This is a genomic window from Streptomyces sp. NPDC058086 (genome assembly GCF_042885015.1).
In the GTDB taxonomy this organism is placed as follows: Bacteria; Actinomycetota; Actinomycetes; order Streptomycetales; family Streptomycetaceae; genus Streptomyces.
Map to the genome: position 1 here is coordinate 36433 of NZ_JBHVST010000019.1, position 22887 is coordinate 59319.

General features: G+C 70.2%; 25 protein-coding genes. 10 read left to right on the plus strand and 15 right to left on the minus strand.

All coding sequences use genetic code 11. The features are described from left to right. Positions 1-78 precede the first annotated feature (78 nt). From ACFVWD_RS17405 to ACFVWD_RS17415, 3 genes are all read left to right on the plus strand, one after another. Positions 79-765 carry an HAD family hydrolase gene (locus ACFVWD_RS17405; RefSeq protein ID WP_389596981.1) on the plus strand — a complete coding sequence of 229 codons (687 nt, stop codon included), beginning with the start codon at positions 79-81 and terminating at the stop codon, positions 763-765. Between the two features lie 362 nt (positions 766-1127). Next, a complete protein-coding gene (locus ACFVWD_RS17410; RefSeq protein WP_389596983.1) occupies positions 1128-3518 on the plus strand; it encodes a tetratricopeptide repeat protein in 2391 nt (796 codons plus the stop codon). 140 nt (positions 3519-3658) lie between these two features. Next, complete coding sequence (locus ACFVWD_RS17415) at positions 3659-4003, plus strand: hypothetical protein (RefSeq protein ID WP_389596984.1); 345 nt, start codon at positions 3659-3661, stop codon at positions 4001-4003. A gap of 116 nt (positions 4004-4119) precedes the next feature. Here the strand turns inward: ACFVWD_RS17415 and ACFVWD_RS17420 are convergent, their stop codons facing one another. From ACFVWD_RS17420 to ACFVWD_RS17435, 4 genes are all read right to left on the minus strand, one after another. Beyond that, positions 4120-5136 (minus strand): MASE1 domain-containing protein, encoded by a 1017-nt coding sequence (locus ACFVWD_RS17420; RefSeq protein ID WP_389596986.1) that lies wholly within the window; start codon positions 5134-5136, stop codon positions 4120-4122. A gap of 70 nt (positions 5137-5206) precedes the next feature. Next, complete coding sequence (locus tag ACFVWD_RS17425; protein ID WP_389596988.1) at positions 5207-6049, minus strand: PP2C family protein-serine/threonine phosphatase; 843 nt, start codon at positions 6047-6049, stop codon at positions 5207-5209. A 236-nt stretch (positions 6050-6285) separates the two neighbouring features. Further along, a complete protein-coding gene (locus ACFVWD_RS17430) occupies positions 6286-7539 on the minus strand; it encodes a serine hydrolase domain-containing protein (RefSeq protein WP_389596989.1) in 1254 nt (417 codons plus the stop codon). A 212-nt stretch (positions 7540-7751) separates the two neighbouring features. Further along, positions 7752-8615 (minus strand): SDR family oxidoreductase, encoded by an 864-nt coding sequence (locus tag ACFVWD_RS17435; protein ID WP_389596990.1) that lies wholly within the window; start codon positions 8613-8615, stop codon positions 7752-7754. 101 nt (positions 8616-8716) lie between these two features. Here ACFVWD_RS17435 and ACFVWD_RS17440 point away from each other — a divergent pair, with 101 nt between their 5' ends. After that, positions 8717-9097, plus strand: coding sequence for a winged helix-turn-helix transcriptional regulator (locus tag ACFVWD_RS17440; protein WP_389596992.1), 381 nt, complete (start codon positions 8717-8719; stop codon positions 9095-9097). A gap of 156 nt (positions 9098-9253) precedes the next feature. Here the strand turns inward: ACFVWD_RS17440 and ACFVWD_RS17445 are convergent, their stop codons facing one another. The 4 genes from ACFVWD_RS17445 to ACFVWD_RS17460 all read right to left on the minus strand — a co-directional run bounded on the left by ACFVWD_RS17445 (position 9254) and on the right by ACFVWD_RS17460 (position 11802). Next, positions 9254-10003, minus strand: a complete 750-nt coding sequence (locus tag ACFVWD_RS17445) for an SDR family oxidoreductase (protein WP_389596993.1) — start codon at positions 10001-10003, stop codon at positions 9254-9256. A gap of 48 nt (positions 10004-10051) precedes the next feature. Further along, entirely contained in the window at positions 10052-10525 is a 474-nt protein-coding gene (locus ACFVWD_RS17450; RefSeq protein ID WP_389596994.1) for a VOC family protein, read from the minus strand. A 59-nt stretch (positions 10526-10584) separates the two neighbouring features. Then, positions 10585-11094 carry a hypothetical protein gene (locus ACFVWD_RS17455; protein ID WP_389596996.1) on the minus strand — a complete coding sequence of 170 codons (510 nt, stop codon included), beginning with the start codon at positions 11092-11094 and terminating at the stop codon, positions 10585-10587. A gap of 111 nt (positions 11095-11205) precedes the next feature. Next, entirely contained in the window at positions 11206-11802 is a 597-nt protein-coding gene (locus ACFVWD_RS17460; protein WP_389596997.1) for a TetR/AcrR family transcriptional regulator, read from the minus strand. Positions 11803-12042: 240 nt separating this feature from the next. Between ACFVWD_RS17460 and ACFVWD_RS17465 the strand changes: the two genes are divergently transcribed. Further along, the gene (locus ACFVWD_RS17465; protein WP_389596999.1) at positions 12043-12636 is read left to right on the plus strand and encodes an ATP-binding protein; all 594 of its coding nucleotides are present in this window, start codon (positions 12043-12045) and stop codon (positions 12634-12636) included. 24 nt (positions 12637-12660) lie between these two features. Here the strand turns inward: ACFVWD_RS17465 and ACFVWD_RS17470 are convergent, their stop codons facing one another. Next, a complete protein-coding gene (locus ACFVWD_RS17470) occupies positions 12661-13224 on the minus strand; it encodes a CGNR zinc finger domain-containing protein (RefSeq protein ID WP_389597000.1) in 564 nt (187 codons plus the stop codon). Between the two features lie 131 nt (positions 13225-13355). Between ACFVWD_RS17470 and ACFVWD_RS17475 the strand changes: the two genes are divergently transcribed. The 3 genes from ACFVWD_RS17475 (at position 13356) to ACFVWD_RS17485 (ending at position 15607) form a co-directional block, all read left to right on the plus strand. Next, a complete protein-coding gene (locus tag ACFVWD_RS17475; RefSeq protein ID WP_389597002.1) occupies positions 13356-13541 on the plus strand; it encodes a hypothetical protein in 186 nt (61 codons plus the stop codon). Positions 13542-13734: 193 nt separating this feature from the next. Further along, positions 13735-14286: a hypothetical protein gene (locus ACFVWD_RS17480; protein WP_389597003.1), complete on the plus strand. Its 552-nt coding sequence runs from the start codon at positions 13735-13737 to the stop codon at positions 14284-14286. A 232-nt stretch (positions 14287-14518) separates the two neighbouring features. Beyond that, on the plus strand, positions 14519-15607 hold the full coding sequence (locus ACFVWD_RS17485) for a chitinase (RefSeq protein ID WP_389597004.1): 1089 nt from the start codon (positions 14519-14521) through the stop codon (positions 15605-15607). A 119-nt stretch (positions 15608-15726) separates the two neighbouring features. Here the strand turns inward: ACFVWD_RS17485 and ACFVWD_RS17490 are convergent, their stop codons facing one another. Next, on the minus strand, positions 15727-16050 hold the full coding sequence (locus ACFVWD_RS17490) for a hypothetical protein (RefSeq protein WP_389597005.1): 324 nt from the start codon (positions 16048-16050) through the stop codon (positions 15727-15729). 258 nt (positions 16051-16308) lie between these two features. Here ACFVWD_RS17490 and ACFVWD_RS17495 point away from each other — a divergent pair, with 258 nt between their 5' ends. Continuing rightward, positions 16309-16776 carry a DUF5990 family protein gene (locus tag ACFVWD_RS17495; RefSeq protein ID WP_389597006.1) on the plus strand — a complete coding sequence of 156 codons (468 nt, stop codon included), beginning with the start codon at positions 16309-16311 and terminating at the stop codon, positions 16774-16776. Between the two features lie 57 nt (positions 16777-16833). On the opposite strand, the gene tatA is transcribed toward ACFVWD_RS17495, so the two are convergent. After that, positions 16834-17187 (minus strand): Sec-independent protein translocase subunit TatA, encoded by a 354-nt coding sequence (gene tatA / locus ACFVWD_RS17500; protein ID WP_389597007.1) that lies wholly within the window; start codon positions 17185-17187, stop codon positions 16834-16836. 119 nt (positions 17188-17306) lie between these two features. Between tatA and ACFVWD_RS17505 the strand changes: the two genes are divergently transcribed. Continuing rightward, on the plus strand, positions 17307-18833 hold the full coding sequence (locus ACFVWD_RS17505) for an LCP family protein (RefSeq protein WP_389597009.1): 1527 nt from the start codon (positions 17307-17309) through the stop codon (positions 18831-18833). Here ACFVWD_RS17505 and ACFVWD_RS17510 read toward each other — a convergent pair. From ACFVWD_RS17510 to ACFVWD_RS17525, 4 genes are all read right to left on the minus strand, one after another. Beyond that, positions 18824-19060 carry a hypothetical protein gene (locus ACFVWD_RS17510; protein WP_389597010.1) on the minus strand — a complete coding sequence of 79 codons (237 nt, stop codon included), beginning with the start codon at positions 19058-19060 and terminating at the stop codon, positions 18824-18826. The genes ACFVWD_RS17505 and ACFVWD_RS17510 overlap by 10 nt on opposite strands. Positions 19061-19132: 72 nt before the next feature. Then, positions 19133-21892 (minus strand): magnesium-translocating P-type ATPase, encoded by a 2760-nt coding sequence (gene mgtA, locus ACFVWD_RS17515; protein ID WP_389597011.1) that lies wholly within the window; start codon positions 21890-21892, stop codon positions 19133-19135. Continuing rightward, the gene (locus ACFVWD_RS17520; protein ID WP_101399368.1) at positions 21885-22247 is read right to left on the minus strand and encodes a metalloregulator ArsR/SmtB family transcription factor; all 363 of its coding nucleotides are present in this window, start codon (positions 22245-22247) and stop codon (positions 21885-21887) included. The genes mgtA and ACFVWD_RS17520 overlap by 8 nt, the downstream gene beginning before the upstream one ends. A gap of 56 nt (positions 22248-22303) precedes the next feature. Next, positions 22304-22858, minus strand: coding sequence for a hypothetical protein (locus tag ACFVWD_RS17525; protein WP_389597013.1), 555 nt, complete (start codon positions 22856-22858; stop codon positions 22304-22306). Between the last annotated feature and the right edge of the window lie 29 nt (positions 22859-22887).

Sequence of the window (22887 nt, forward strand, 5' to 3'; positions counted from 1 at the left end):
GGATCCGCGTGGCCACAACGCAGGTGCGCAAACTGCCTGTTCGGGGGCTGTTCGGGGGCCTGATGGCATGATCAGGACATGATCGGTGAACCTGCTCGGCCCGGAGCCAGGAAGTACGTCCTGTTTGACGTCGATGGCACGTTGATCGATGCCGTGGACAACCAGCGCCGGGTTTGGGGAGTGTGGGCGGAGCGATACGGACTCGACCCCGACGAGGTCCACCAAGTGGCCTTGCGGACGAGGCCGTTGGAGACCTTCGCGCAGGTCGTTCCGGACCGTGACCCGCAGGAGTGCCTGGCCGCACTGCACGAACTCGAGGACGAGGACGTCCGGTCCGGCACGTATGCGGCCTTCGACGGTGCGTCCGAGCTGCTGGAGGCCCTGCCGCCGGAGGCTTGGGCACTGGTGACGTCGAATTACGAGCACCGGGTGCGCGGCCGCTTCGCCCGGACCGGCTTGCCGGTCCCGAGCCTCATCGTCGACGCCGCCTCCGTCGAGGAAGGCAAGCCCTCGCCCGTCCCTTATCTCCTGGCCGCCAAGCGGCTCGGCGCCGAGCCGCAGGACTGTCTGGTCATCGAGGACGCACCCTCCGGTGTGCAGTCCGGGCTGCGAGCCGGGATGACGGTGTGGGGGGTCAACGCACCCGTCGCGGTGGACGGCGTGCACCGCCACTTCGGGAGCCTGCGCGAAGCGATCAACGACATCCTCGCCGTCGCTTCCGGAGCCCGTCCTCACGAGTCGAGGGGATCAGCGGGTGCGGGATGATCTCGCTGTGGCCGGCGTGATCACGGCGTCGGAGCCGTCTAGGCCCTGTCGTCACATTCCCGTCTGCCCTGCGACGCCATGCACGCGCCCCCAAGTTCTCGGCTTCGCTCGAACAGGGAGGGACCCCCTTCGCCGCACCGGGCACAGACCCAAGTACGTCCAGTACGAGGGCCTGTGCCCGGCACGCCGAGAGCACGCACCTGACCCCGCGGGGCCCGCCCTCCGGGCGGACGACGGGAATTTGACGACAGGACCTAGGCGCGCAGAGCGCTCGTACGCTTCGAGCCGTTGATCCTCTTGCGCGGATGAGCGTCGGCCCGCTATCCCAGTTCCGGGGGTGCGCTTTGACGGGAACGGGTTCGATGGGAACGGGTGGGTGGCGGGAGAATCGACTCCTGCTGGTCGTGGCCGGGTTGGCGGTGTTGGCGACCGCTCCGGCTCTGTTGGCCACGTTCAAGATCACGAACCAATGGGCGGTCAGCGCCGCGGTCGCGGGTGCGTCCGTCCTGGTGGCGGTGGCCGCGGTGTGGCAGGAGCGCTACAAGCGCGCCGTACAACAGCGGGACGAGCGGGCACTGAAGATCGAGAACGGCTGTCTGGTGCTGCCCAACGGGCGGCTGCCGAAGGTGGCCCAGGCGACTGATCCGCTCCGCCTGGGCGTGCATCCCGCCCCGGACGGCGTGGTCGCCCCGCCCGGGCACACTGCTGCCACGACGGCGGAACGGGTTCCCGTGTACGTGCCGCGCGACATCGACGAGGAGTTGCGCGAGCAGTTGGCACGGGGCGGATTCGTGCTGCTGGTGGGGGATTCCACCGCGGGGAAGTCCCGCGCGGCCTACGAGGCGATGCTCGCCACGCTTCCGGATCACGTGTTGATCGCACCGCAGGATCGTGCCGCGGTGCCGGCGGCACTGGCCCAAGCGGCCGACGAGCGACGGTGCGTGCTGTGGCTGAGTGATCTGGAGCGTTACCTGGGCGCCGACGGATTGACGCGGACCGGCATCGCGCGGGTACTGGGTGGCACCGGGCACCACCGGGTCATCCTGGCGAGCCTGCGCGCTGCCGAGCAAGCGCGCCTCACCAGCGGCCCCGCCACGCAGGACGAGGCAGGCAGACTGACCTACAACGAGGCCCGTGAAGTCCTGGAACAAGCCCACCAACTGCGCGTGGAACGGGTGTTCAGCCCGACCGAGCGGCAACGGGCTCGCACCCGCGACTGGGATCCGCGGATCGCCGACGCACTCAGCCACGCCGACACCTACGGCATTGCCGAGTACATGGCTGCCGGACCGGATCTGCTGCGTGATTGGCAGAACGCCTGGAGCCCGAACACCGACCCCGCCGCGCCGACGCGGCCGCGTGCCGCCGCCCTGATCGCCGCCGCCGTCGACATCCGCCGGGCCGGCTGCACCGCGCCACTGCCGCGCCGCCTGCTGGAAGCCACCCACGAGCACTACCTCGCCCGACGGGGCGGTCGTCGCCTTCAGCCCGAATCTCTGGAGGAGGCCTGGGCCTGGGCCACTCGCCCACAGCGGGCCACTACAACCGCGCTGCTCCAGTCGGAGGACGACAACAACGTCCAGGTCTTCGACTACCTGACCGACGTCGTCCAGCGGCAGAGTGCCCCCGGTGATCACGTCCCTGAATCCGTCATCCAGGCCGTGCTGGCGAACTGCGCCCCGGAAGACGCCGACGACATCGCCGCAACAGCCCTCGACCAAGGCCGCTATCGAATCGCGGAGATCAGCTGGCGCCTGGTCTTCGACGACAGGGAAGCGACGCTGGGCCCTGAGCACCCGAACACCCTGATCAGCCGCAACAACCTCGCCAACGCACTGCGGGCCCTGGGACGCCTGGAGGAATCAGAAGCGGAACACCACACCATCCTGGACATCAGCACCCGCGTACTGGGCCCCGACCACGCGAACACCCTGATCAGCCGCAACAACCTCGCCAACGCACTGCGGGCCCTGGGACGCCTGGAGGAATCAGAAGCGGAACACCGCACTGTCCTGGACATCCGCACTCGCGTACTGGGTCCCGAACACCCGGACACCCTGACAAGCCGCAACAACCGCGCGCTCGTATTGGGGAATCTGGGGCGGTCGGAGGAAGCGGAGGCGGAACACCGCACCGTCCTGGACACCCGCACTCGCACCCTTGGCCCCCAGCACCCGGACACCCTGACAAGCCGCAACAACCTCGGACTCGCACTGAGCGACCTGGGACGCCCGGCAGAGGCAGAGGCGGAACACCGCACCGTTCTGGACATCAGCACCCGCACTCTGGGCCCCGAACACCCGGACACCCTGACAAGCCGCAACAACCGCGCCATCGTGCTGGAGGATCTGGAGCGGGAGGAGGAAGCCGAGGCGGAACACCGCACCGTCCTGGCCATCCGCACTCGCATTCTGGGCCCCGAACACCCAAGCACCCTGACAAGTCGCAACAACCTCGCCTCCGCGCTGTGGGCCCTGGGGCGTCTGGAGGAGGCAGAGGGGGAGATGCGTGTCGAACTGGGCATCTGCGCTCGCGTACTGGGCTCCGAACACCCGGACACCCTGATCAGCCGCAACAACCTCGCCAACGTACTGCGGGCCCTGGGACGCCTGGAGGAATCAGAGGCGGAACACCGCACTGTCCTGGACATCCGCACTCGCGTACTGGGTCCCGAACACCCGGACACCCTGACGAGCCGCAGCGACCTCGCCGACGTATCGGCCCAGTTGAGACACCCCGGAGACTCATCATGACCTGTTCGAACCCGCGGACATGGCTCGCCGGATGCGCTGTGGCGGCGTCAGTGGTCCTGCTCGCCTCGTGCACGTCCGGCAGCGGTGACGGCAAGGCCTCCAAAGATCTCTCGCCGCCTGCTGCGAGTGGGTCGCGGGCGGTGACAGAGCCGTCCCAGAAGAAGCTCACCGAGCAGGCTCAGGCGGCCCTGACCGCCGTCCGGAGCGGGAAGATGGTCGAGGCCGGCGCGGAGCGGGTGACCGACGGCATCCACACCGAGCCGAGCCTGAGCGAGGGCGGGACATACAGGCTCAACCTGGTGTGCGTCGGCAACGGCAGTGCGCGGTTGACCTTCACACCGGCGAGCACCGGCACAGAGACCAAGGTGCCGTGCGACCAGGCGGTGGTCGAGCGGCGGATCACCGTGCACAAGCCGGTACGCATCGATGTCGACGGCACCAAGGGGTCGACCGGTGTGATCGCCTGGCGGATCGACGCCATCTGATCCGTGCCGGGTCTCGTTCACGCGGCGGGCTCCTCGTCCGCGTCGGAGTCCCACCGTGCCGACGAGAGGGCCGGCATTCCGGGAGGCCGACTCCAGCAGCCAAAACCCCGCACGTTTCAAGGGCGATGCCACTTCTGGCGATCCGGCCTTTCCGGGCGGGAAGACGGCCAGTGGTCGAATGTCTCGTCCGGCGCGAGCCGGGACAGCGCCTCCTTCAGGCGCTCGCAGGCCCCTTCGATCTCCCGGAGGGTGCGGTTCTGCTCGGTGACGACCGCCGAGAGCAGAAGGGCCGTCAGTGACACGGTGCCGTTGAAGGCTTGCAGGATGACCATCTTGGCGAGGAGATCGTGGCCGGAGAACGGACCCGCCCCGGCGGCACCCGCGTTGATCGCGATCACGGAAGCGATCAGCGCACACGGCGCGGCGCCCACCAGCTGGAAGCGGAAGGCCGCCCAGATCAGGAAGGGGACGACTAGAAAGAGAAGGTCGACAGAGCTGTGAGTGGCCACCACGCCGACCACGGCGGTGCCGCCCAGCAGGGCCACCGCCTCGACCCAGCGCAGGACAGGTACGCCGCGTGGCCATCGGGCGATGCGCACGGCCAGCAGCAACGGCGCGATGACCAGGACCCCCATCGCGTCGCCCGTCCACCACACCGACCAGGTCGGCCAGAAGGCATGGACCGCCAGCGCGCCGGAGGCCACCAGGACTCCGGTACCGAGCGTCGCGCTGATCAGCATCCCGCCCAAGGCCCCGAGGAAGACCAGAGCCAGAGCGTCCTGCAGCCGGTCGAGTGCGGCGTGGAATCCCACACGCCGCAGGAGGAGGTAGGCGCAGACCGGGGCGAGCGTGTTGCCCACCGCGATGGCGAAGACGGGGAGGATCGACGGCCCGAGCATCACGTTCACCACGAACGCCCCGAGAGCGATTCCTGGCCACATGCGAAGGCCCCAGAGCAACAGGACGACGACAGCGACGCCGGTGGGCGGCCACAGCGGCGTGACCTGCCCTCTCACCAGTTGCTGCTGCAACCCGATCTTGGCACTGACGTAGTAGGCGGCTGCGACGGCAGCCAGCTGAAGGCCCTTGACGGTGTAACGCCGGAGCCGCTCATCGCGCGCCGCATCGCTCATCCTCGCCCACCCCGGCGGTCACACCGGGCGTGGCGTACCGCGCCGGGGTCGCAGATGCCTCGCATGCCGCTCATCTTTCGCCCTGCCGCTGTTCCTGGAGCCCTCCGTAACGAAGGACAAGGACGGCGGCGTCGTCGCTGTGGCCGGTGAGATCCGCCACCTTGATCACCTGTGCGGCCAGCTCTTCGGGGTCGGTGCGACAGGCGCCGACGAGCAGGTCGGCCACCTGTTCGAGCCCTTTGTCGATCGGATAGCTGGGGCCTTCCACCACACCGTCGGTGAGCAGTACGAACGCGCCCACGCCAGTGAGCGGTCGGCGGGTCGACCGGTAGCTCTCGCCGGCTTGGATGCCCAGCGGCAGACCGCCGTCGTTCAGGACGATGTCGCAGCAGCCGTCGGCCGTGGCCCAGACGGCGGGGACGTGCCCGGCACGGGCGTCGGCGAGCTCGCTCGTGGCCGGGTCGAAGCGCAGGAACGAACAGGTCACGAACAGCCCGCAGTCCATGGCGACGAGCAGATCGTTGGTGCGCCGGAGCACCTCCGCCGGGTCCGTGGTGGCGGTGGCGACGGCGCGCAGGCAGGTGCGCACCTGCCCCATGAGAGCCGCGGCCTCGACATCGTGGCCCTGTACATCTCCGATCACGAATCCCACCGAGCCGTCCGGCATGAGGAAGCCGTCGTACCAGTCGCCTCCTATGTCCAGGCCGTCCCGTGCAGGTGCGTACCGTCCCGCCGCGTGCAGATATGGCAGGACCGGCAGTTCGGCGGCGAGGACCTGGCGCTGCAGCGCGGCAGCGAGTTCCACGCGGGCCTGCTGGACCTTGATCAGGTCCAGTATCCGGCCGGTGAGATCACCGAGCGTGTTCAGCAGCTCTGCGGTCCCACTGGCCGAATCGGTGCGGCGGTGAGGCATGGCATCACATTTCAGGTTTTTTCGCATTTGCGCCGTAGGTCACGAGTTCACGGTACCCCTGTTACAGGCAGCTCATCCTGCTGGCGCACACGGCGCCGTCACTGCTACGACCAGCGAAAACAGAACCTGAGGGCCTCCGTGCCGCGGGACCGGCGCGTACGCCGCGAGTGGCGCCGCCGAGGCCGATGAATCGCCGGAGGCGACCGGCCACACAACCCTTCGCCGCTCGCACGGGGTCAGTTCGTGGCCGGGACCACGGTGCCGAAGGAGGCGGCGGCGATCTGCTGGACGTAGCGCATCTCGGTGCCGTTGAGGTTGGTCGGGTTGACGGAGTAGACGACCTTGCGGGAGAGGTCGCGGGTGGCGAACACGCCGCTGGTGTAGCCGGGGCGGGAGCCGGTCTTGCCCCAGACCACGACGCCGTTGGAGGCCTTCACCCGCATGATGCCCATGGTCATGCAGGCCCGGCCTGCGTCGGCCTCGGTGCGGCACTGGCTGCTGTGGAAGCTGGGGACGTCGGGAACGGTGAAGAGCTCGGCCTGCTGGGCCGGCGGGAGGAGACGGCCGCGGAAGAGAGCGGTCATGAAACGGTCGAGGTCGGCGGGGGTGGAGATCATGCCGCCCTCGGCCCAGGGCCAGGGGCTCTGTTCGGTGACGTCCACCGGGTGCGTGGTGCCGTCCGAGGACGTGACCGTCAGATAGCCGTGGGAGTGCGGGCCGGGCAGGCGCGGGTCGTCGGCGTCGGGGACGTAGGTGTCGTGCAGTCCGAGCGGCCGGGTGATCCGGGATCGCACCTCGTGGGCGAAGGTGTGCCCGGTGATCTTCTCGACCAGCAGGCCGGCGACGTAGTAGTTCATCCCGTTGTACTGCTGCGCGGTGCCCGGTGCGAACTCCATCGGCCGGCCTGCCATCAGGTCGACCACCTGCTGCGGGGTGAAGCTCTTGAGGCGGTTGGCGGCGAACCATTCGGGGCTGCCGTCGCCGAAGTCCGGGCTCGCGGCGCCCCGCGGCAGGCCGCTGGTGTGGTTGAGCAGTCGGCCGACCTCGACGGGCGGCAGGTCGGCGGGCAGGACGCCCGGAAGGTACTGCTGGACGGGCTTGTCCAGGTCGATCCGGTGCTCGGCGGCGAGCTGGAGGACGATGGTGGCGGTGAAGACCTTGGAGATGCTGCCGATCCGGATGTGCGCGTCGATCGGGACGCCCTGACCGGTCTCCAGGTCCCCCACGCCCGAGGTGCCCGACCAGTGGCCCGCGCTGCCGGTGATCCGCAGCAGTGCGCCGGTGACGTCCGCGCTCGGCAGGCCACCGATGGCCGCCCGGAGCTCGGTCGGGTCGAGCCCTGGCAGCGGCGCGCCGCTCGTGGCGGAGGCGGGCGCCGGTGCCGGGGTGGCGGCAGAGGCGGGAGTGGCCATCCCCGCGGCCAGGGCGACCAGCACGGCGCCGGACGCGGTCACGGTGGTCCAACGGGTACGGGTGGCAGAGGAGTTCACAGTGAGGCTCTCCGAAGTGGTGGCGGTCGGACCGGCGGTCGAACGGCCCGCCCACGAGTCTCTTGCGACCCGACACCCCGGCTCATCAGGGAACGCCCCTGAGTAAACCCTGACCACACCCCGACAACTGACTGCGGGTCAGAAGAGGTCGACGCCGCCGGCCACCCAGGCGGCGGTGGACGCGACCGTGAAAGGGGGCGTGATCCGTGCGGTCACGGCCGCGCTCGCTTCAGGGCGACCGCGACGGTGTCGCCGATCGGCGTGGTGGCGCGACCGATCAGACGGGACAACTCCCCACTCGTGAAAGCCAGTTCGCCTTTGGAGAAGGACGCGTCGGCGTCCGCCAGGATCCGGGCGTACAGCTCGGGCATCCCCGCGCCGACCAGGAGGTCGACGTACGCCTCGACGGTGACCGACCGGTAGACGATCTCCTTGCCCGTCTGCCGGCCCAGCTCGGCGGTGAACTCCGCGAAGCTCCAGGCACGGTCCCCGCTCAGCTCGTATGTCGTGTTCTCGTGGCCTTCGCCGGTGAGCACCGCCACGGCGCCCGCCGCGTAGTCGGCGCGGGTCGCGGAGGCGATACGGCCCTCGCCCGCGGCCCGGACCAGGACGCCGTGCTCGACCACCGTCTCCAACCCGTCGACGAAGATCTCGCTGTACCAGTTGTTCCGCAGCAGGACGTACGGCAGGCCGGAGTCCACGAGCACCTTCTCCGTCCCCCGGTGGGCCTCGGTGAGCGGGGCCTCGTGCATGCCGGCGGCGCTGGTGTAGGCGACGAGCGCGACCCCGGCGGCCCGGGCGGCGTCTATGACCACCTCGTGCTGGGCCACACGGTCCCTGGTCATCTCGCTGCTGGAGATCAGCAGCACCCTGTCACCCGCCGTGAAGAGGCCGTCGAAGGTCTCGGGGGCGTTGTAGTCGGCGATCGCGGTCCGCACGCCGCGGGCCGCGAAGGCGGCGCCCTTCTCCTCGCTCCGTACGAGCGCGGTGACCTGGTCGGCCGGGACCTTCTCCAGCAGTCCTTCGACGACCAGACGGCCGAGATGCCCGGAGGCTCCGGTGACGACAAAGCTCATGATGAGGACAACTCCTTGTGAAGGGCGTGAAAGGATCTGCCCGAAACCCTAGGAGTTTTCGTCACTCTGCGTGAGTACGTACTTTGAAGTACGGTACTGACATGGCCGTGAGTACCGGGCAACTGTGCCCCCAGCGCCTGACCATGGAGCACGTCACCAGCCGGTGGGGCGTCCTCGTCCTGATCCGGCTCCTGGAGCGTTCGCACCGCTTCGCCGAACTGCGCCGGGCGATCAACTCCACCGACTCCGTCGGCCCGGTGACCGAGAAGATGCTGGCACAGACCCTCCAGAGCCTGGAGCGGGACGGTCTGGTGAACCGCGACGTCAAACCGGTGATCCCGCCCCACGTCGACTACTCCCTGACGGAGCTGGGCCGCGAGGCGGCCGTACAGATCCGCACGCTGGCGCTGTGGACCAACGACCGCATGGACCGGGTGGAGAAGGCGCGGCAGGACTACGACGCGGCGAAGGGCCGCGCCTGAACGGACGCGGCGGCGGGATCCACACCGGCCGGCCGAGCACGGCTCCCGCTCCAGATGGACGTGAAGCCCGCCGAGGCCGACAAGGACCACCGACTCAGTGGCTCACCGTCTCCTGAGTCGACGCAGCGGCACCGGACAAGGAGACCGTGGCGGTTCTCAGTGGGAGAGGAGTTGCTGGCCGCCGTCGATGTCGTACGTGGCGCCGGTGAGCGCGTCGTTGCACATGATGTGCACGGCGAGAGCGGCGACATCGGCCGGACCGACCACCCGTCGGATGGGAAGCCTGGTGCGCAGTTCCTCGCGCCGGGCATCGACCTGATCCCCCAGCAGTGAGGCCGACAGGGGTGTGTCGACGAACCCGGCGGCGATGAGATTCACCCGGACCGGCGCCATTTCGAGCGCCAGGTTGGCAACGAGGGCGGGCAGAGCCGCGGTGGCGGCCGACGCGATGGCCAGGCCGACACCGGGGCGTCGGCCGCCGGTGCCGCCGATGAACAACAGGGTGCCGCCGGCGCGGATCTTGTCACGGCTGTAGAGGGCGACCCCGAGTGTCACGCCGAGGCGCTCGTCGAACGCGCGGCGGGCGTCGGCGAGGTCCATGCTCTCCAGCGGCATGTAGTAGGGGCTGCCGGCTGTGACCAGTACATGGTCGACCGGTCCGGGCAGGTCCTGGAAGAACTGCCGGAGGCGGTCGGTGTCGGTGGCGTCGAACGCCGCCGTGGCGACGGGGTCCAGCTCCAGCGCGGCCTGCCGCAGCCGTTCGGGGTTGCGGCCGACGAGGACCAGCCGGCCGCCGTCCGCACGTACCTGGCGGGCGGTCTCGAGCCCGATTCCCGCGCCGGCGCCGATGACCACGACCGTCCGGTCGGCGAGGCCGTGGCCGTGGCCGGGTTCGCTGCCCGTCATCTCTGCCTCCGGGTATCGGCCTGGTTCTCCTGTCATGGGCACGTGGTGTCAGCGGCCGGGGGCCCGCTGCCTCACCTCCTGGAGCACCCAGCCGTTGCCGTCCGGGTCGCTGAAGGTGGCGTAGGAGCCGTAGTCGGCGCGGTCGGGGTGCGGGCCGGGCACCCGTTCCGCCTCCCCGCCCTGGTAGGTGACCCCCTGGGCGCCGTGGCTGTGCTGGAAGATCCCTCCGGCGTCGTGGAACACCTCGCTCATCTCGACGCCTCGGCCGCTGAGCTCCGCGTGGGCCTTCTCGATGTCCGGGACGGTGAGGTACAGGCCTCGGACCGAGCCGGGCTCGGCGGAGGTGACCCCCTTGCCGAAGATGATGGCGCATTCGGAGCCGGGCGGCGTGAACTGCACCACCCGGTAGTCGTCATTGGCGGCGTGGTCGGCGTCCATCCGGAATCCCGCCGCCTCGTAGAAACTTCTGGCCCGATCGACGTCGGAGACGGGCAAGACGATGACTTCGAGTTTCAGGTCCATGCGGAGGTCTTTCTTCTCGACGTCGACGCACCGCCCACTCCGGCGTGCGGAACGGGGACTCAGTTTCCTGAGGGGCCGTCAACGGTGATGTGGAAGGTGAGGTTGCGCACCGTCTTCCCGGCGGGGACGGTGTGGACGTAGCCCCGGGCCGAACTGAAGGCACCCGAACCGCCGGTGACGGCGATGTCGATGGAGGGGGCCGGCGGCAGGTGGAGCAGCGCCTGCGAGGTGATCTGCCCCTGCGGCAGAGCGAAGGTGCCCACGCACTGGAGTTCGCTCGGATCGAGGTGGACGTAGACGCAGACCACGCTGTGGTCGCCGATCTTCCGGCCGTCGCGGTACAGGTCCTCGGCGATGACGAGTTGGTCACCCCGGCCGATCCCCTTCTTGCCCAGGTCGAGGGATTCGGACTGGGTCTGTTTGGCGACCAACTGGAATGTTTCCGTGCGCTGTTGGGTGTTCGGCCGACTGTGCGGGGTCGATGTCGCGGCCGACACCGGCGGGGCGACGACGAGGGCGGCGGCCAGGCCCGCGACCGCGCTCAGGCAGCGCTGACTGATCCTGCGCATGGTGGGACTCCCACAGGGGGCGGAAATGTGCCCTTCATTCCCAACGTAACGGTTTGTACGTCCCCTCGCGCGACGTCCCCCACAGCGCCGCGCGCACCGGGGCGGCGTTCGCTACGTGGCTCGCCAGCCGGGTTCGAGGCGGTCGAGGAGGACACGGAAGGCCGCGTCGGCCTCGTCCCAGTCACCGTCGACCGCGGGGCCGACGACCAGACCGAGGGACGCGTCGACCAGGAGGACGGCCTCCATGCGCGCTCGCTCCTCGGGCAGACCCATCTCGCGGAAGACGGAGGTGAACAGGCCCTTCCACTCGGTGAGCGTGTCGCGCATGACGGGTCCGTACCGGTCGGGACGGAGCACACCGGTGACCATGATCTCGAGATACAGGGGTAGCGCGGCGCGCAGGTGCGGGTCGCTGTACTGCTGCCAGACCTCCTCCATGAAGCCGCGGAGCCCCGCCGGGTCCCTGGGGGCGTCGCCGGCTCCGAGCAGGCTCCGGGCACGCAGGAGCGGTCGCCGCTCGTCCAGGGCGAGCGCCTCGGCGACCATGCGTTCCTTGGTGCCGAAGTAGTACAGGAGCATGCGGTCGCTGGTACCCAAGGCCCGGGCCAGCGGGCGGAGGGACAGGTCCGTCAGGCCATTGCGGATCATGTACTCGCGGACCTGACCCAGCAGGTCGCGTCGTTTGGCCGGGTCGGGCGGGCGCGGCATGGGGGCTCCCAGTGCGGTCGGGTCGGCGATTGCCGTTGCGCGGGGCGGAGCGAGGCAGATGCGGCATGTCCGATTTATTGCCTTCATTGAGGTATTTACTGTAGCGCGTGCTACGCGTATATTTGTGATGTAGCGAGTGCTACGCGAATGCGAGGCCCGGCACACCCTGCCCGGTCAGCGGCGCACTTCCGCCGCCGCGGCAACCACGGCCGCCGACGCTTCAGAAGGGACTGATTCTCCATGGCCTTCCAGGCCATCGGCCTCGCCGCGACCTCGCACAAGGGATACGTTGCCCGGCTTTTCTGCCGCCGACAGGAAGAGTCAGGGCGGAAGGCCGCACTCACCTCGTGGATCGCCCGGCACCAGGCTCTCTGGGCGCGCACGCTGGCACCCGTACGCCCCTTTGACGCGCCTCGCGGCCGCGCCACCGACTGGGACGCCTCCTGGCCCCTGTCGCGGGAGCTGACCTCGGTCCGCCGGGGCCGACGCCTGGTCATCGCGCAACTGGGCGACTGGGGTCTGCAGGACCTGGCCGAGACGGCCGAGCTCCTGGTCAGCGAACTGGTCACCAACGCCCTGTGCCACACGCGCGGCCCGCTGCGGCTCAACTTGCAGGTGCGCGACTCCCGCCTGCGGTGCGAAGTCGAGGACACCGACCCCACCGGGCCCGTACGGCGTGTCGTCGACGCCGACGCGGAAAGCGGGCGTGGCATCGACCTGCTCGATCTGCTCGCCGAGGCCTGGGGCAGCACCAGTACGGCCACCGGCAAGACCATGTGGTTCCAACTGCCGGCGAACGCATCCTCGCCGGAGGAGTCACCCGCCTCCGACTGAGCCGGTGCGCGCGCCGACCGTAGATCAGGCGGTCGCGACCGCCCGCGTCCCCCTCATACGGGCGCGGTAGGCCGCGGCCTTGATCCTGTTGCCGCAGGACTCCATGCCGCACCACTGCCGACGCATGCCTCGCGAGCGATCGACATAGACGCGGGTGCACTCCGGGTTGCCGCACTCCTTGAGCAGCGGCACATCCGGTCCGCCCAGCAGCTCGACGGCGAGCCGCGCCACGGTCGACAGCGCTTCCTCCGGGGTCGCCGCCGTCCACCGGCCCGCCGGGGTGAGCTGCGGTGTCGCCGCGGGCTTCCAGGCCGCGGCGTTCAGCACGGCCAGCGCCTCGTCGTCGTACGCGTCGCCCAGCCGGCGGGCGGTGACCAGCGCGTAGACGGCCTCCCGCACCGCCGTCGCCCGCCCGACGTCGGAGTCCTGGCTCCCGGTGACGGAGTCGACGACTCCGGACTCCAGGTACCAGGCGTCGAGGCGGTCCGGCGAGGCGAGCATCTCGAACCGCAGCGAGCGGCGAGCGCGGAGTGTCGCGGCGAAGTCGAGTGCCGGGTTCCCGCAGACGAAGACGTGATCCAGATCCACATCACCATCTTGACAGGTGATGTGCGAGGCCGGAACATGTGGACACCATCACCAGTTGAACTGGTGACTGGTCGATGTCACCGACTGCGGTGCTCACACCGAAGTGGTCATAGCGAAGCGAGGTACGCGAGATGACACAGGCGGAGCGAACGGAGAAGGCCCCCGACGCCGCGGAGGCGGCACGCCGGGCGCGGTTCGGCGCGCTGCCGGAGCGCGTTCGGATCGAGGACACGGTCGAGGAGCGGCCCGCCACGGTGCCCGACCCGGCGCGGGACGCGTACAGCGCGGACGACTGGCTCGTCCGCAACTGCCTGTGAACAGAAAGGAGTCCGGGATGACGACGAGAACACCACAGGCCCTCAAAGCCCTCACGGCGATCGTGGCGGTGCTCGTGATCGGCTTCGGCTGCTTCACACAGGTCTTCTGACAGCGCAAGGTTCCCCATGCTCCCCCGGGCGCCGCGTGGCCGGTGATCCGTTACGCTGACCGCCGCCGACCTCAGGGGGAGACATGTTCGGCAAGCGGCTGCTGATGGCCGGAGCGACCGCGGTTCTCATAGCCGGGCTTGGCGCGTGCGGCGGCGGTGGCGGGGGCGGCTCGCGCGGCGTGGACCCGGGAGCCGTGACCGACGTCGGCCAGAGCAGTGCGGGCACCGTCCAGGAGGCCCCGCCGAGCCCGGACACCGTCTCCGGGCTCAGGGACTCGGTCCGCCACCTCGCCGCGAAGACCACCAGGGCCACCCGCCCGCACCTGGTCAGGAAGTGCACGTCCGCCACCAGGCAGGTCAGGCACACCCAGCGCACGGGCACGGGCACGCACCGGACGACCCGCACCTGGTACACCACGGAGCGGTACCAGAGCTGCAAGAAGGTCCGCAGCGGCACCGAGACGTACACCCGGACCGTTCGGCCGCAGCGGTGGTGCGTGAGCCTGGACAACGTCGACGGCGACACCGCCAGGGACGACGTCTGGTACCAGGTCACCCCGGCCACCTACGACAAAGCCCGCGACGCGGACGAGCACGCCCGCATGGAGTTCGCCCCGACCCGCACCGGCTGCTGAACAACACTCGCCGCGCGACTCTCCCGGGGAACAGCCCGGTTCCGAGAGCGGCTGCGCCATGTTTTGAACAGTTAACTGTAAAGAACCTTGACAGACAATTGGTCTAGTCCAACCATGGTCCCTGTTCGCCCTTGGTCATGGAGAGCTCTCCGGCGTGTACCGACCGGTGGACATCGCACGAACCTTTCCGGATTCCCGCTGTACCTGCTCTTCCTTCACCATGGGAGCGTCAATGAGACGATCTGGGCCACTTCGCGCGCTGCTGTCCGGCGCCACCGCGACCGCTCTCGCAGCCGGGCTGGTCGCGCTCGGCGGAGGCGGCGCGCTCGCCGCGGAACGGGCGCCCGCGCATGCCGCGCGGCACATGCCCGCGCATGTGGCGGCGCCGTACTTCGAGGCGTGGACGGGCGAGAGCCCCGCCGCGCTCGCCGCCGAGTCGGGCAACAAGTACCTCACGATGGCCTTTCTCCAGACGGCCGCGGCGGGCTCGTGCACCGCGTACTGGAACGGCGCGGCCACCCAGCCGATCGCCAAGGCGACCTTCGGCAGGGACATCGCCGCGATCCAGGCGCGCGGCGGCAACGTCATCCCGTCCTTCGGCGGCTACAGCGCCGACACCACCAACACCGAACTGGCCGACAGCTGCACCGACGTCGACGCCATCGCCTCGGTCTACGAAAGCCTCGTCAAGACCTACGGCGTCACCCGGATCGACCTCGACATCGAGGCCGACTCCATCAACAACACCGCCGGGATCGACCGCCGCAACAAGGCCATCGCCAAGGTGGAGCGCTGGGCCGAACGGACCGGCCGCAGCGTGCAGTTCTCCTACACCCTGCCGACCACCGCCACCGGCCTCGCACCCAACGGCGTGGCGCTGTTGAAGAACGCCGTCGACAACGGCGCGCGCGTGGACGTCGTCAACATCATGACGTTCGACTACTGGGACGGCGCCACCCACGACATGGCGGCCGACACCAAGACCGCCGCCTCCGGGCTGCACGGCCAACTCGCCGCGCTCTACCCGAAGAAGAACCCGGCGAAGCTCTGGCACATGATCGGCGTCACCGAGATGCCCGGCATCGACGACTTCGGCCCGGAGGAGACCTTCACCACGCAGGACGCGGTGAAGGTGGAGAACTGGGCGGTCGCCAAGGGCATCGACACGCTCTCCTTCTGGGCCCTCCAGCGCGACAACGGCGGTTGCGTGGGAACGGCCGGCGCCAACTCCTGTTCGGGCATCGCCCAGGACACCTGGTCCTTCAGCCACATCTTCGAACCGTTCACGCGCGGTATCGGCGTCGGCATCGGCATCGACTAGGGCCCCGTCCTCCATGGCGTCCCACCCCGCGCGAAACCCCCAGGTCGGGGACCTGGGGGTACGTCGATTCACGGCCAGTGGGCTGACGGTGCGCCAGAACCGCGCAGCGCGCGCAGACCTCAGTGATTGATCTTTGCGCAGGTGAGCGTCGTCTTCCCGTGGGCCGTCCTGACGACGAACTTGCTTCCGCTCAGACCGTCGACGTCGAACCTTCCCGTGTGGTCCGTCGAGACGGTGCCCGTGCTGGAGCCCGAGAAGGTCACGCTGGCGCCACCGGGGAATCCCACACCCCACAGGTGGTACTTGCCGTTCGACTCTCTTTCGACGTTGCAGGTCGCGCGGGGCGTGGTGGCGGGCGACGCGTGGGCGGCGACCGCGGGGCCCAGCGCGAGTGCGGGGACGACCACGAACGTGAGTGCTGCGAGACGGCGTGTCCGGTTCATCTTTCCACCTCTCTCGGGTGCTACCAGTGCGGCCGGTGGGCGTGACGGCTCCGTCACCCGTGGCATCGGCCGCACAGGACACCGGTGGGAAAGCCCCGCTCCGCCACGCCGTGCGCGCATCACCCCATCTGGGCAGTACGCCCCGCTCGTTCACTGGGCTGCCCCGTGAGACGCGAGGCCGTTTTTCATCGCATCGTCCCCTTTGTCGCATGGCAGCTCGTGGAGAACCGTCGCCGGAATGGCGGGATGATGGTCGGCATGCTCATCCGTATCGACGCCGTCGACCTGCCCGGCCGCACCTGTCCGGCCCCCGCCGGCAGCGGCGCGCCGACGTACGACAACATCCACGTGGCCGTACAACGCCGGGACCGTCCGGCCGAACTCCTCGAACCGCAGCCCGGTGACGCCGCGTCCGCGACCTGGACCCTGGAGTGCACCGCGCTCGCCTCGCCGGCCGGCACGGACGTCAAAGGGCCTTACGTGCAGGACCGTCTGGGCCGTCGGTTCATCTACCTGTCATGGGGCACGGTCGACGAGTCGGGCGTCTTCAGCATGTTCCGGCGCGCCAAGCTCATGCTCGACGTCATCCCCGCCGAGGTGCTCGCCGCCGCCGCGCGTGAGGGCCTGCTGGTGGGACGCCTCGGCCTGACCGACGCGCACGGCAACCCCCTGTGCGCGCGGGTCGAACCCCCGCACATCACATGGACCGCCGAGCCCGCCTCGTAGCCACCCGGAGTGCGAACCTCGGCCAACCAGGCCGGAGGGCACGCTTGTTGAGAACGCTCAGCGGGTCGCGGTGCCCCCGTCGACCGGGCGGGCCGAAGCGGTCTCGCCGGGTGCGGACTGGACGACGTGGGGCGCCGGTGCGGCGGACGCGTTCCCGGACTCGCCCTCGGACGCGTTCCCGGACGCGGTCTCGGACTCGCCCTCGGGCGCGGTCCCGGACCGGGGTGTGGCGGAAGGCCCGCCGGAGGGTGCGGTGCCGTCGTGCTTCATGGCGTTGGTCTCGCTCTTGAGGATGCGCATCGACTTGCCCAGCGCGCGGGCGGTGTCGGGCAGCTTCTTCGAGCCGAACAGCACGATGATCACGATCGCCACGATCAGCAGGTGCCAGGGTTCCAGTCCGTTACGGAGCATCCCGCCCACCTCTTCCCTTCACCGGACCCGGCGCTTCCGTGAACGCGCGGCAGCGCCCATCACTATTGCCACATTGCGCAACTTTACAACCATCGGGCGGGGCTGAGCGTCCCCTACGTATGAGTCGGACGGATGAGAGCTCACGTGTGACGACCAGCGACCAGGCACGGCGGCCGCGCCGCAGAAGGAGCCCCCTGCGGATCGCCCTCGTCGTGGCCCTGACCGTGCTGCTGCTCGGCACGGCCGGACTCGGCTGGATCTATCTGAAGCTGAACGGCAACATCGACACCTTCGGCGCCGACGGTCTCTCCAAGGACCGGCCGGCCGGTTCGACGAAGGGCGAGAACGTCCTCGTCATCGGCTCGGACGCGCGCACGGACGGAAACAGTGCGCTGGGCGGCGGCGACAAGGGCGACATCGGCCGCTCCGACACGGCGTTCCTGCTGCACGTCTACGCTGACCACCGGCACGCCGTCGCCGTCTCGATCCCCCGCGACACACTGGTCACCCTCCCCCCGTGCAAGCTCCCGGACGGGACGTGGACCAGGACACGGCCGAACACGATGTTCAACGAGGCGTACTCCGTGGGGCAGACGGCCAAGGGCAACCCTGCCTGCACCCAGAACACGGTCGAGAAGCTGACCGGCCTGCGCGTCGACCACACCGTCGTCATCGACTTCAAGGGCTTCGCGGCACTGACGCGGGTCGTCGGCGGGGTGAAGGTGTGCCTCCCGCAGGACGTGTACGAGAAGGATCTCAACCCCAACCGCGCCACCCGGGGCGGGCTGCTCTTCAGAAAGGGTGAGCAGAACCTCTCCGGGCAGCGGGCGCTGGACTACGTCCGTATCCGGCACGGCATCGGCGACGGCTCCGACATCGGCCGCATCAAACGCCAGCAGGCCTTCGTGGCCGGCCTGGTGAAGAAGGTGAAGAGCGACGGGCTCACCCCGACCGGACTGCTGCCGCTCGCCGACGCCGCGACGAAGTCGCTGACCGTCGACCCGGGTCTGGGAACGGCGAAGCAGTTGATCGGGTTCGCGATGTCCCTGAAGAACATCGACCTCCACGACACAAAGTTCGCCACCATCCCCTGGCGTTACCAGGGGGAGCGGGTCGCGATCGTCCAGCCGGACGCCGATCAGCTGTGGGCCGCGCTCAAGGCCGACCGCACCCTCGACGGCACCGACGCCGGCGGAAAGAAGGGCACACAAGGCGGGCAGACCGCCGCGGCCACCGCGCCCAGTACCGCCGCGGAGGTCTCGGGGGACGGTATCGACGTCGCCGTCTACAACGGCACCACCACACGCGGCCTGGCCTCGCTCGCCGCGACGGCCCTCACCGAGCACGGCTTCACCGTCACCCGTACCGCGAACGCGGTCGACCGGGACCGCGCCGGCACGGTGATCGAGTACGGCGCGGGCCTGCGGACCCGGGCCCAGACGGTCGCCCGGCTCTTTCCGGGCGCCGAGCTCAAGTCCGTGCCGGGCGCGGGCGTCGACGTCGTCCTGGGCCGGGCCTACGTCACCACGGGCAGCACGTCGGCCCCGGCCTCACCCACGTCCACGCCCACCGCCCTGCCCACTTCGGTGGCGCGTGACGCGCGCTCCGCCGACGACGACGTGTGCTCCAACCTGTCCTACGGATAGACCGCGCCTGCCGGAGGCGGAGTGGTCTCAGGCGGCGTGGCGGCCGACGAAGGAGTGGCCGACGAAGGAGTGGCACGCGGAGGAGTGGCACGCGGAGGAGTGGCACGCGGAGGGGTGTCGTGCGAAGGGGTGGCCTGCGGGGTGTTGGCCGCCCGCACGATGACGTAGAGGGCCAGGGCGAGGACCAGCAGAGTGAGCCACCGCCACCGCGTCCAGGATGCGGCCATGTCCCGCCTTCTCTCTTCCGCCCGTTCACCGGTGCGCCGAGGCGAAGCGCTGGAGGGAAGAGTAAGCCCGCGTCACCCTCCGTCGTGGATGCGCTCGCCGCGCGGACCTTGATCACTGTGTGAGATCCCGTGGTCGTACCCGTACGCGTACGCGTATTCGCACTCGTCTTCGCCCTGGTCCTCGGAGCGACGGCGTTCGTAGCGTGACCGCGTGGCCACCAGTCCCAGCGCGTACAGGCCGAGGACGGCGGCGAGCAGCAGGTAGTACAGGGCGGGCAGCGCGGTCATGCCCAGCGGCGGGCCGAGCGGGGAGAGCGGCAGCGCGAGGCCGACGGCGGTGAGGGCGGCCGCGCCCCAGCCGACGGGACCCGGTTTCCGCCGGCCCTCGACGCCCCGGCGGCCGAGCCGCAGCAGGAGCATCACCAGGGCCTGGGTGAGCAGGTTCTCGGTGAACCAGCCGGAGTGGAACACGGACTCGTCGTTCGCCGTCCCGGGCCCGTGCACGGCGAGCGCGAGAACGCCGAAGGTCGCGAGGTCGGCGATGGCGTTCAGCAGGCCGAAGCCGGTGATGAAGCCCAGCAGATCGCGCGAGCGCAGCACGGTGGGGCGCTTCAGGGTGCCCGGCGCGGGACGGTCGTAGGCGAAGGCGAGCTGAGCCGCGTCGAAGCACATGTTCTGCACGAGGACCTGCGTCGGCAGCATCGGCAGGAAAGGCAGCAGGATGCCCGCCGCGAGCATCGCGATCACGTTGCCGAGGTTGGAGGAGAGGGTGACCCGCAGATAGGTGCCGATGTTGCCGCTGGAGTAGCGGCCCGCGGTGATCGCGTGGGAGATCGCCGTGAGGTCCTTGTCGGCCAGCACCACATCGGCGCTCTCCCGGGCCAGGTCCGTGGCGTCGCGCGGGCAGATCCCGACGTCCGCGGCGTGCAGCGCGGGCAGGTCGTTGACACCGTCGCCGAGGTAGCCGGTGGCGTGTCCGCGGGCGCGCAGGGCGACGGTGATACGCGCCTTGTGCTCGGGCGTGCAGCGGGCGAAGACGGTGGTGCGATGGGCGAGCTCGCCGAGTTCGGTGTCCGTGAGACCGTCGAGGTCGGCGGCGGTGCGTACCTGCCCGGGGTCGAGGCCCAGGTCGCGGCAGGCGCGGGCGGCCGTGCCCGGGTGGTCCCCGGTCAGCACCCGTACGGCGACGCCCCGGTCGGCGAGCACCCGCAGCGCGTCGGCCGCGCTCGGCACCAGCGCGTCCCGCAGCGTGACGAACCCCTCGAAGGTGAGGTCGCGTTCGTCGGCCGGGGTGTAGTCGCGGTGGCGGGCGGGGCGGACGGCGGTGGCGACCGCCAGGACGCGCAGCCCGTCGTCCGTCAGCTCGTGGGCCCGGGCGAGCAGCCGTGCGCGTTCCTCCGGCTCCAGCGCACAGCGCTCCAGTACGGCTTCGACGGCGCCCTTGACCAGGAGGGTGTGGAAGCCGAGGGCGCCGGGGGTGCGTACGACGGCGGTGGCGAGGCGGCGTACGGGATCGAAGGGCAGCGCCGCGATCCCGTCGTACGCCGTCAGGTCGTCCTCGTCGGCCGTGTGCAGGAGCGCCTCGTCGAGGGCGTCGGGTGCGGGCAGGTCGCCGAGTTGCAGCGTCCACCAGGCGGCCGCGGCAGCCCGGCGCAGTACCTCGGGCGCGTCCTCGCCGTCCGCGTCCAGCGCGCGGTCGACGACCGGCCGGTCCTGGGTGAGGGTGCCGGTCTTGTCCACGCAGAGCACGTCGATGGCGCCGAGGTCGTGGAGCGCGGGCAGCCGCTTCACGATCACTCCGTGCGTACGGGCCAGCAGCGACGCCCCGCGGGCCAGGCAGGTCGTGACGATGACCGGCAGCATCTCCGGGGTCATCCCGACCGCCACCGCGACGGCGAACGGCAGGGTCTCCAGACCTCGCCCGCGCAGGGCCGCGCCCGCCATCAGGACCAGCGGCGGAGTGAGCAGCATGAACCGGATGAGTATCCAGGAGATGCCGTGCACGGACCGGTCGAAGGCGCTCGCCTCCCGCCGCCCCGGGTCCCGGTACCCCTCGGCGAACCGCGTGTGCGCGCCGGTCGCCACGACCACGGCGGTGCCACTGCCGGAGGCGACACTGCTGCCCTGGAAGCACAGCTGCGGCTGCTCGAACAGCTCGCCCGCCGTGGCGCCCGGCGCGTCGACCGGGTACTTGGCGACCGGCACCGACTCCCCGGTGAGCGCGGCCTGGTACACGGTCAGCCCGCCGGCCCGCAGCAGCCGTACGTCGGCGGGGACCAGGTCGCCCGGACCGAGCCGGATCACATCCCCCGGCACCAGCTGGTCGACCGGCAGGTCATGGTCGGTGGGTACCGCGTCCGCGTCGGTCCTGCGCAGCACGGTGGCGGTGCTGGCGACCAGGTCGCGCAGCGCCGCCATCGAACGGTCGGCCCGGTGCTCACCGGACGACCGCAGCACACAGCTGACCACGACCAGTACGGTGATCACGCTCGCGGTGCCCCAGGAGGCCACGAGCGCCGAGACCAGGCCGAGGCAGAGCAGTACGGCGGTGAAAGGATCCCGCAGACTGCGCAGGAACCGCCCGAACCAGGGAACGGGGCGCCGGGCGGGCAGGATGTTCTCCCCGAACCGGGCGAGGCGTTCGTCGGCCTGCGCCTGCGTCAGTCCCCGCGGACCGCTGTCCAGCCGCCGGAGCAGCTGAAGCGCGGTCAGCTCGCCGTGTTCCTCCCCGCCCGAAGTGCCTTGAAAGACCTGGGGTTTCTCTGCCGCCGGGCCGTCCGCGGAGGTGGGGCGCTCGGCGCCCCCTCCCGCCGTCGCGGACGTCTCAGCCACCGATCCCGCGCAGCCTGCGTACGGGTGCCGATGCCTCCTCGGCACGTGCGGCCAGCTGTCCGACCATCACGCGCACCACGGTCACGACATCGGGATCGTCGACGTAGTAGACCTGTCGGCGGCCTTCGCGCCGGGAGCGGACGAGACCCGCGAGCTTCAGCTTCGACAGGTGCTGGCTGACGGCGGGCAGGGCGCCGCCGACACGCTCCGCGAGGTGGGTCACGTCGCTCTCGCCCTGCGCGAGGGCCCACATGATGTGCAGCCGGTGCGAGGAGGCCAGCAGTCCGAACGCGGCGGCCGCGTCCGCCAGCACCTCGGCGGGCGGATCTTCGAAGCCACCGGCGTATGCCGTCACAGTCTCTTCTCCTGTCCCGCCCCGGGCATCCGTGCCCGCGTCCGCGCCGACTCAGTTTAGGCGTCCGCCACCAGGTGGCTCCGCAGGTAGGGCAACAAGCCCCGCTCCAAAAGGGCCTGCCGCCATCTCTCCCGGGCCCGGTCCACGTCGGTTCCACCGACGGGCTCCCGGCGGCCGTCGGACGTGCCCTCGCGCTGACGCAGGGCCGTGCGCAACAGGGCCCAGAGACCGATGCACGCGGTGAGCGCCGCGGTGAACGCGAGCACCCAGCCCGCCGTGACGACCGACGTGGCGAACCCGGTGGCCACCTCGGCGAGACGCGCTCCGTACCCGATCAGCAGGAGCACCGCCGCCGCGACGGCGGCCACCACGGGGGTGAGCACGGCGAGAACGGGCCACAGCCCGCCTTCGGCGGCCTCACGGGCGTCACGGGTCTCACGGGCGGCGAGGTAGTCGCGGTACTCGTCGGCCGCTGCGGAGGCGATCTCCTCCATGGCTTCCAGCGCCAGGTCCCGCAGCCGTCTCGCGGCCCTTCCGGTGAGGTCGCGGCGCAGTGCGGAACGGATGTCGACGACGTCGAGTGCGCACTGCAGCACTCGTTCGAATTCCACTCGATCCTCTTGCCGGAGGCCGGACGCGT

What these genes read in the sequence shown, in the direction of transcription:
- ACFVWD_RS17450 (WP_389596994.1), bottom strand. Translation starts at nt 10,525, where the DNA reads ATGGACCTGAAACTCGAAGTCATCGTCTTGCCCGTCTCCGACGTCGAT.
- ACFVWD_RS17410 (WP_389596983.1), top strand. Translation starts at nt 1,128, where the DNA reads ATGGGAACGGGTGGGTGGCGGGAGAATCGACTCCTGCTGGTCGTGGCC.
- ACFVWD_RS17460 (WP_389596997.1), bottom strand. Translation starts at nt 11,802, where the DNA reads ATGCCGCGCCCGCCCGACCCGGCCAAACGACGCGACCTGCTGGGTCAG.
- ACFVWD_RS17420 (WP_389596986.1), bottom strand. Translation starts at nt 5,136, where the DNA reads ATGAGCGATGCGGCGCGCGATGAGCGGCTCCGGCGTTACACCGTCAAG.
- ACFVWD_RS17475 (WP_389597002.1), top strand. Translation starts at nt 13,356, where the DNA reads ATGACACAGGCGGAGCGAACGGAGAAGGCCCCCGACGCCGCGGAGGCG.
- ACFVWD_RS17425 (WP_389596988.1), bottom strand. Translation starts at nt 6,049, where the DNA reads ATGCCTCACCGCCGCACCGATTCGGCCAGTGGGACCGCAGAGCTGCTG.
- ACFVWD_RS17445 (WP_389596993.1), bottom strand. Translation starts at nt 10,003, where the DNA reads ATGACGGGCAGCGAACCCGGCCACGGCCACGGCCTCGCCGACCGGACG.
- ACFVWD_RS17465 (WP_389596999.1), top strand. Translation starts at nt 12,043, where the DNA reads ATGGCCTTCCAGGCCATCGGCCTCGCCGCGACCTCGCACAAGGGATAC.
- ACFVWD_RS17490 (WP_389597005.1), bottom strand. Translation starts at nt 16,050, where the DNA reads ATGAACCGGACACGCCGTCTCGCAGCACTCACGTTCGTGGTCGTCCCC.
- ACFVWD_RS17405 (WP_389596981.1), top strand. Translation starts at nt 79, where the DNA reads ATGATCGGTGAACCTGCTCGGCCCGGAGCCAGGAAGTACGTCCTGTTT.
- ACFVWD_RS17480 (WP_389597003.1), top strand. Translation starts at nt 13,735, where the DNA reads ATGTTCGGCAAGCGGCTGCTGATGGCCGGAGCGACCGCGGTTCTCATA.
- ACFVWD_RS17505 (WP_389597009.1), top strand. Translation starts at nt 17,307, where the DNA reads ATGAGTCGGACGGATGAGAGCTCACGTGTGACGACCAGCGACCAGGCA.
- ACFVWD_RS17435 (WP_389596990.1), bottom strand. Translation starts at nt 8,615, where the DNA reads ATGAGCTTTGTCGTCACCGGAGCCTCCGGGCATCTCGGCCGTCTGGTC.
- ACFVWD_RS17455 (WP_389596996.1), bottom strand. Translation starts at nt 11,094, where the DNA reads ATGCGCAGGATCAGTCAGCGCTGCCTGAGCGCGGTCGCGGGCCTGGCC.
- tatA (WP_389597007.1), bottom strand. Translation starts at nt 17,187, where the DNA reads ATGCTCCGTAACGGACTGGAACCCTGGCACCTGCTGATCGTGGCGATC.
- ACFVWD_RS17510 (WP_389597010.1), bottom strand. Translation starts at nt 19,060, where the DNA reads ATGGCCGCATCCTGGACGCGGTGGCGGTGGCTCACTCTGCTGGTCCTC.
- ACFVWD_RS17485 (WP_389597004.1), top strand. Translation starts at nt 14,519, where the DNA reads ATGAGACGATCTGGGCCACTTCGCGCGCTGCTGTCCGGCGCCACCGCG.
- ACFVWD_RS17440 (WP_389596992.1), top strand. Translation starts at nt 8,717, where the DNA reads ATGGCCGTGAGTACCGGGCAACTGTGCCCCCAGCGCCTGACCATGGAG.
- ACFVWD_RS17495 (WP_389597006.1), top strand. Translation starts at nt 16,309, where the DNA reads ATGCTCATCCGTATCGACGCCGTCGACCTGCCCGGCCGCACCTGTCCG.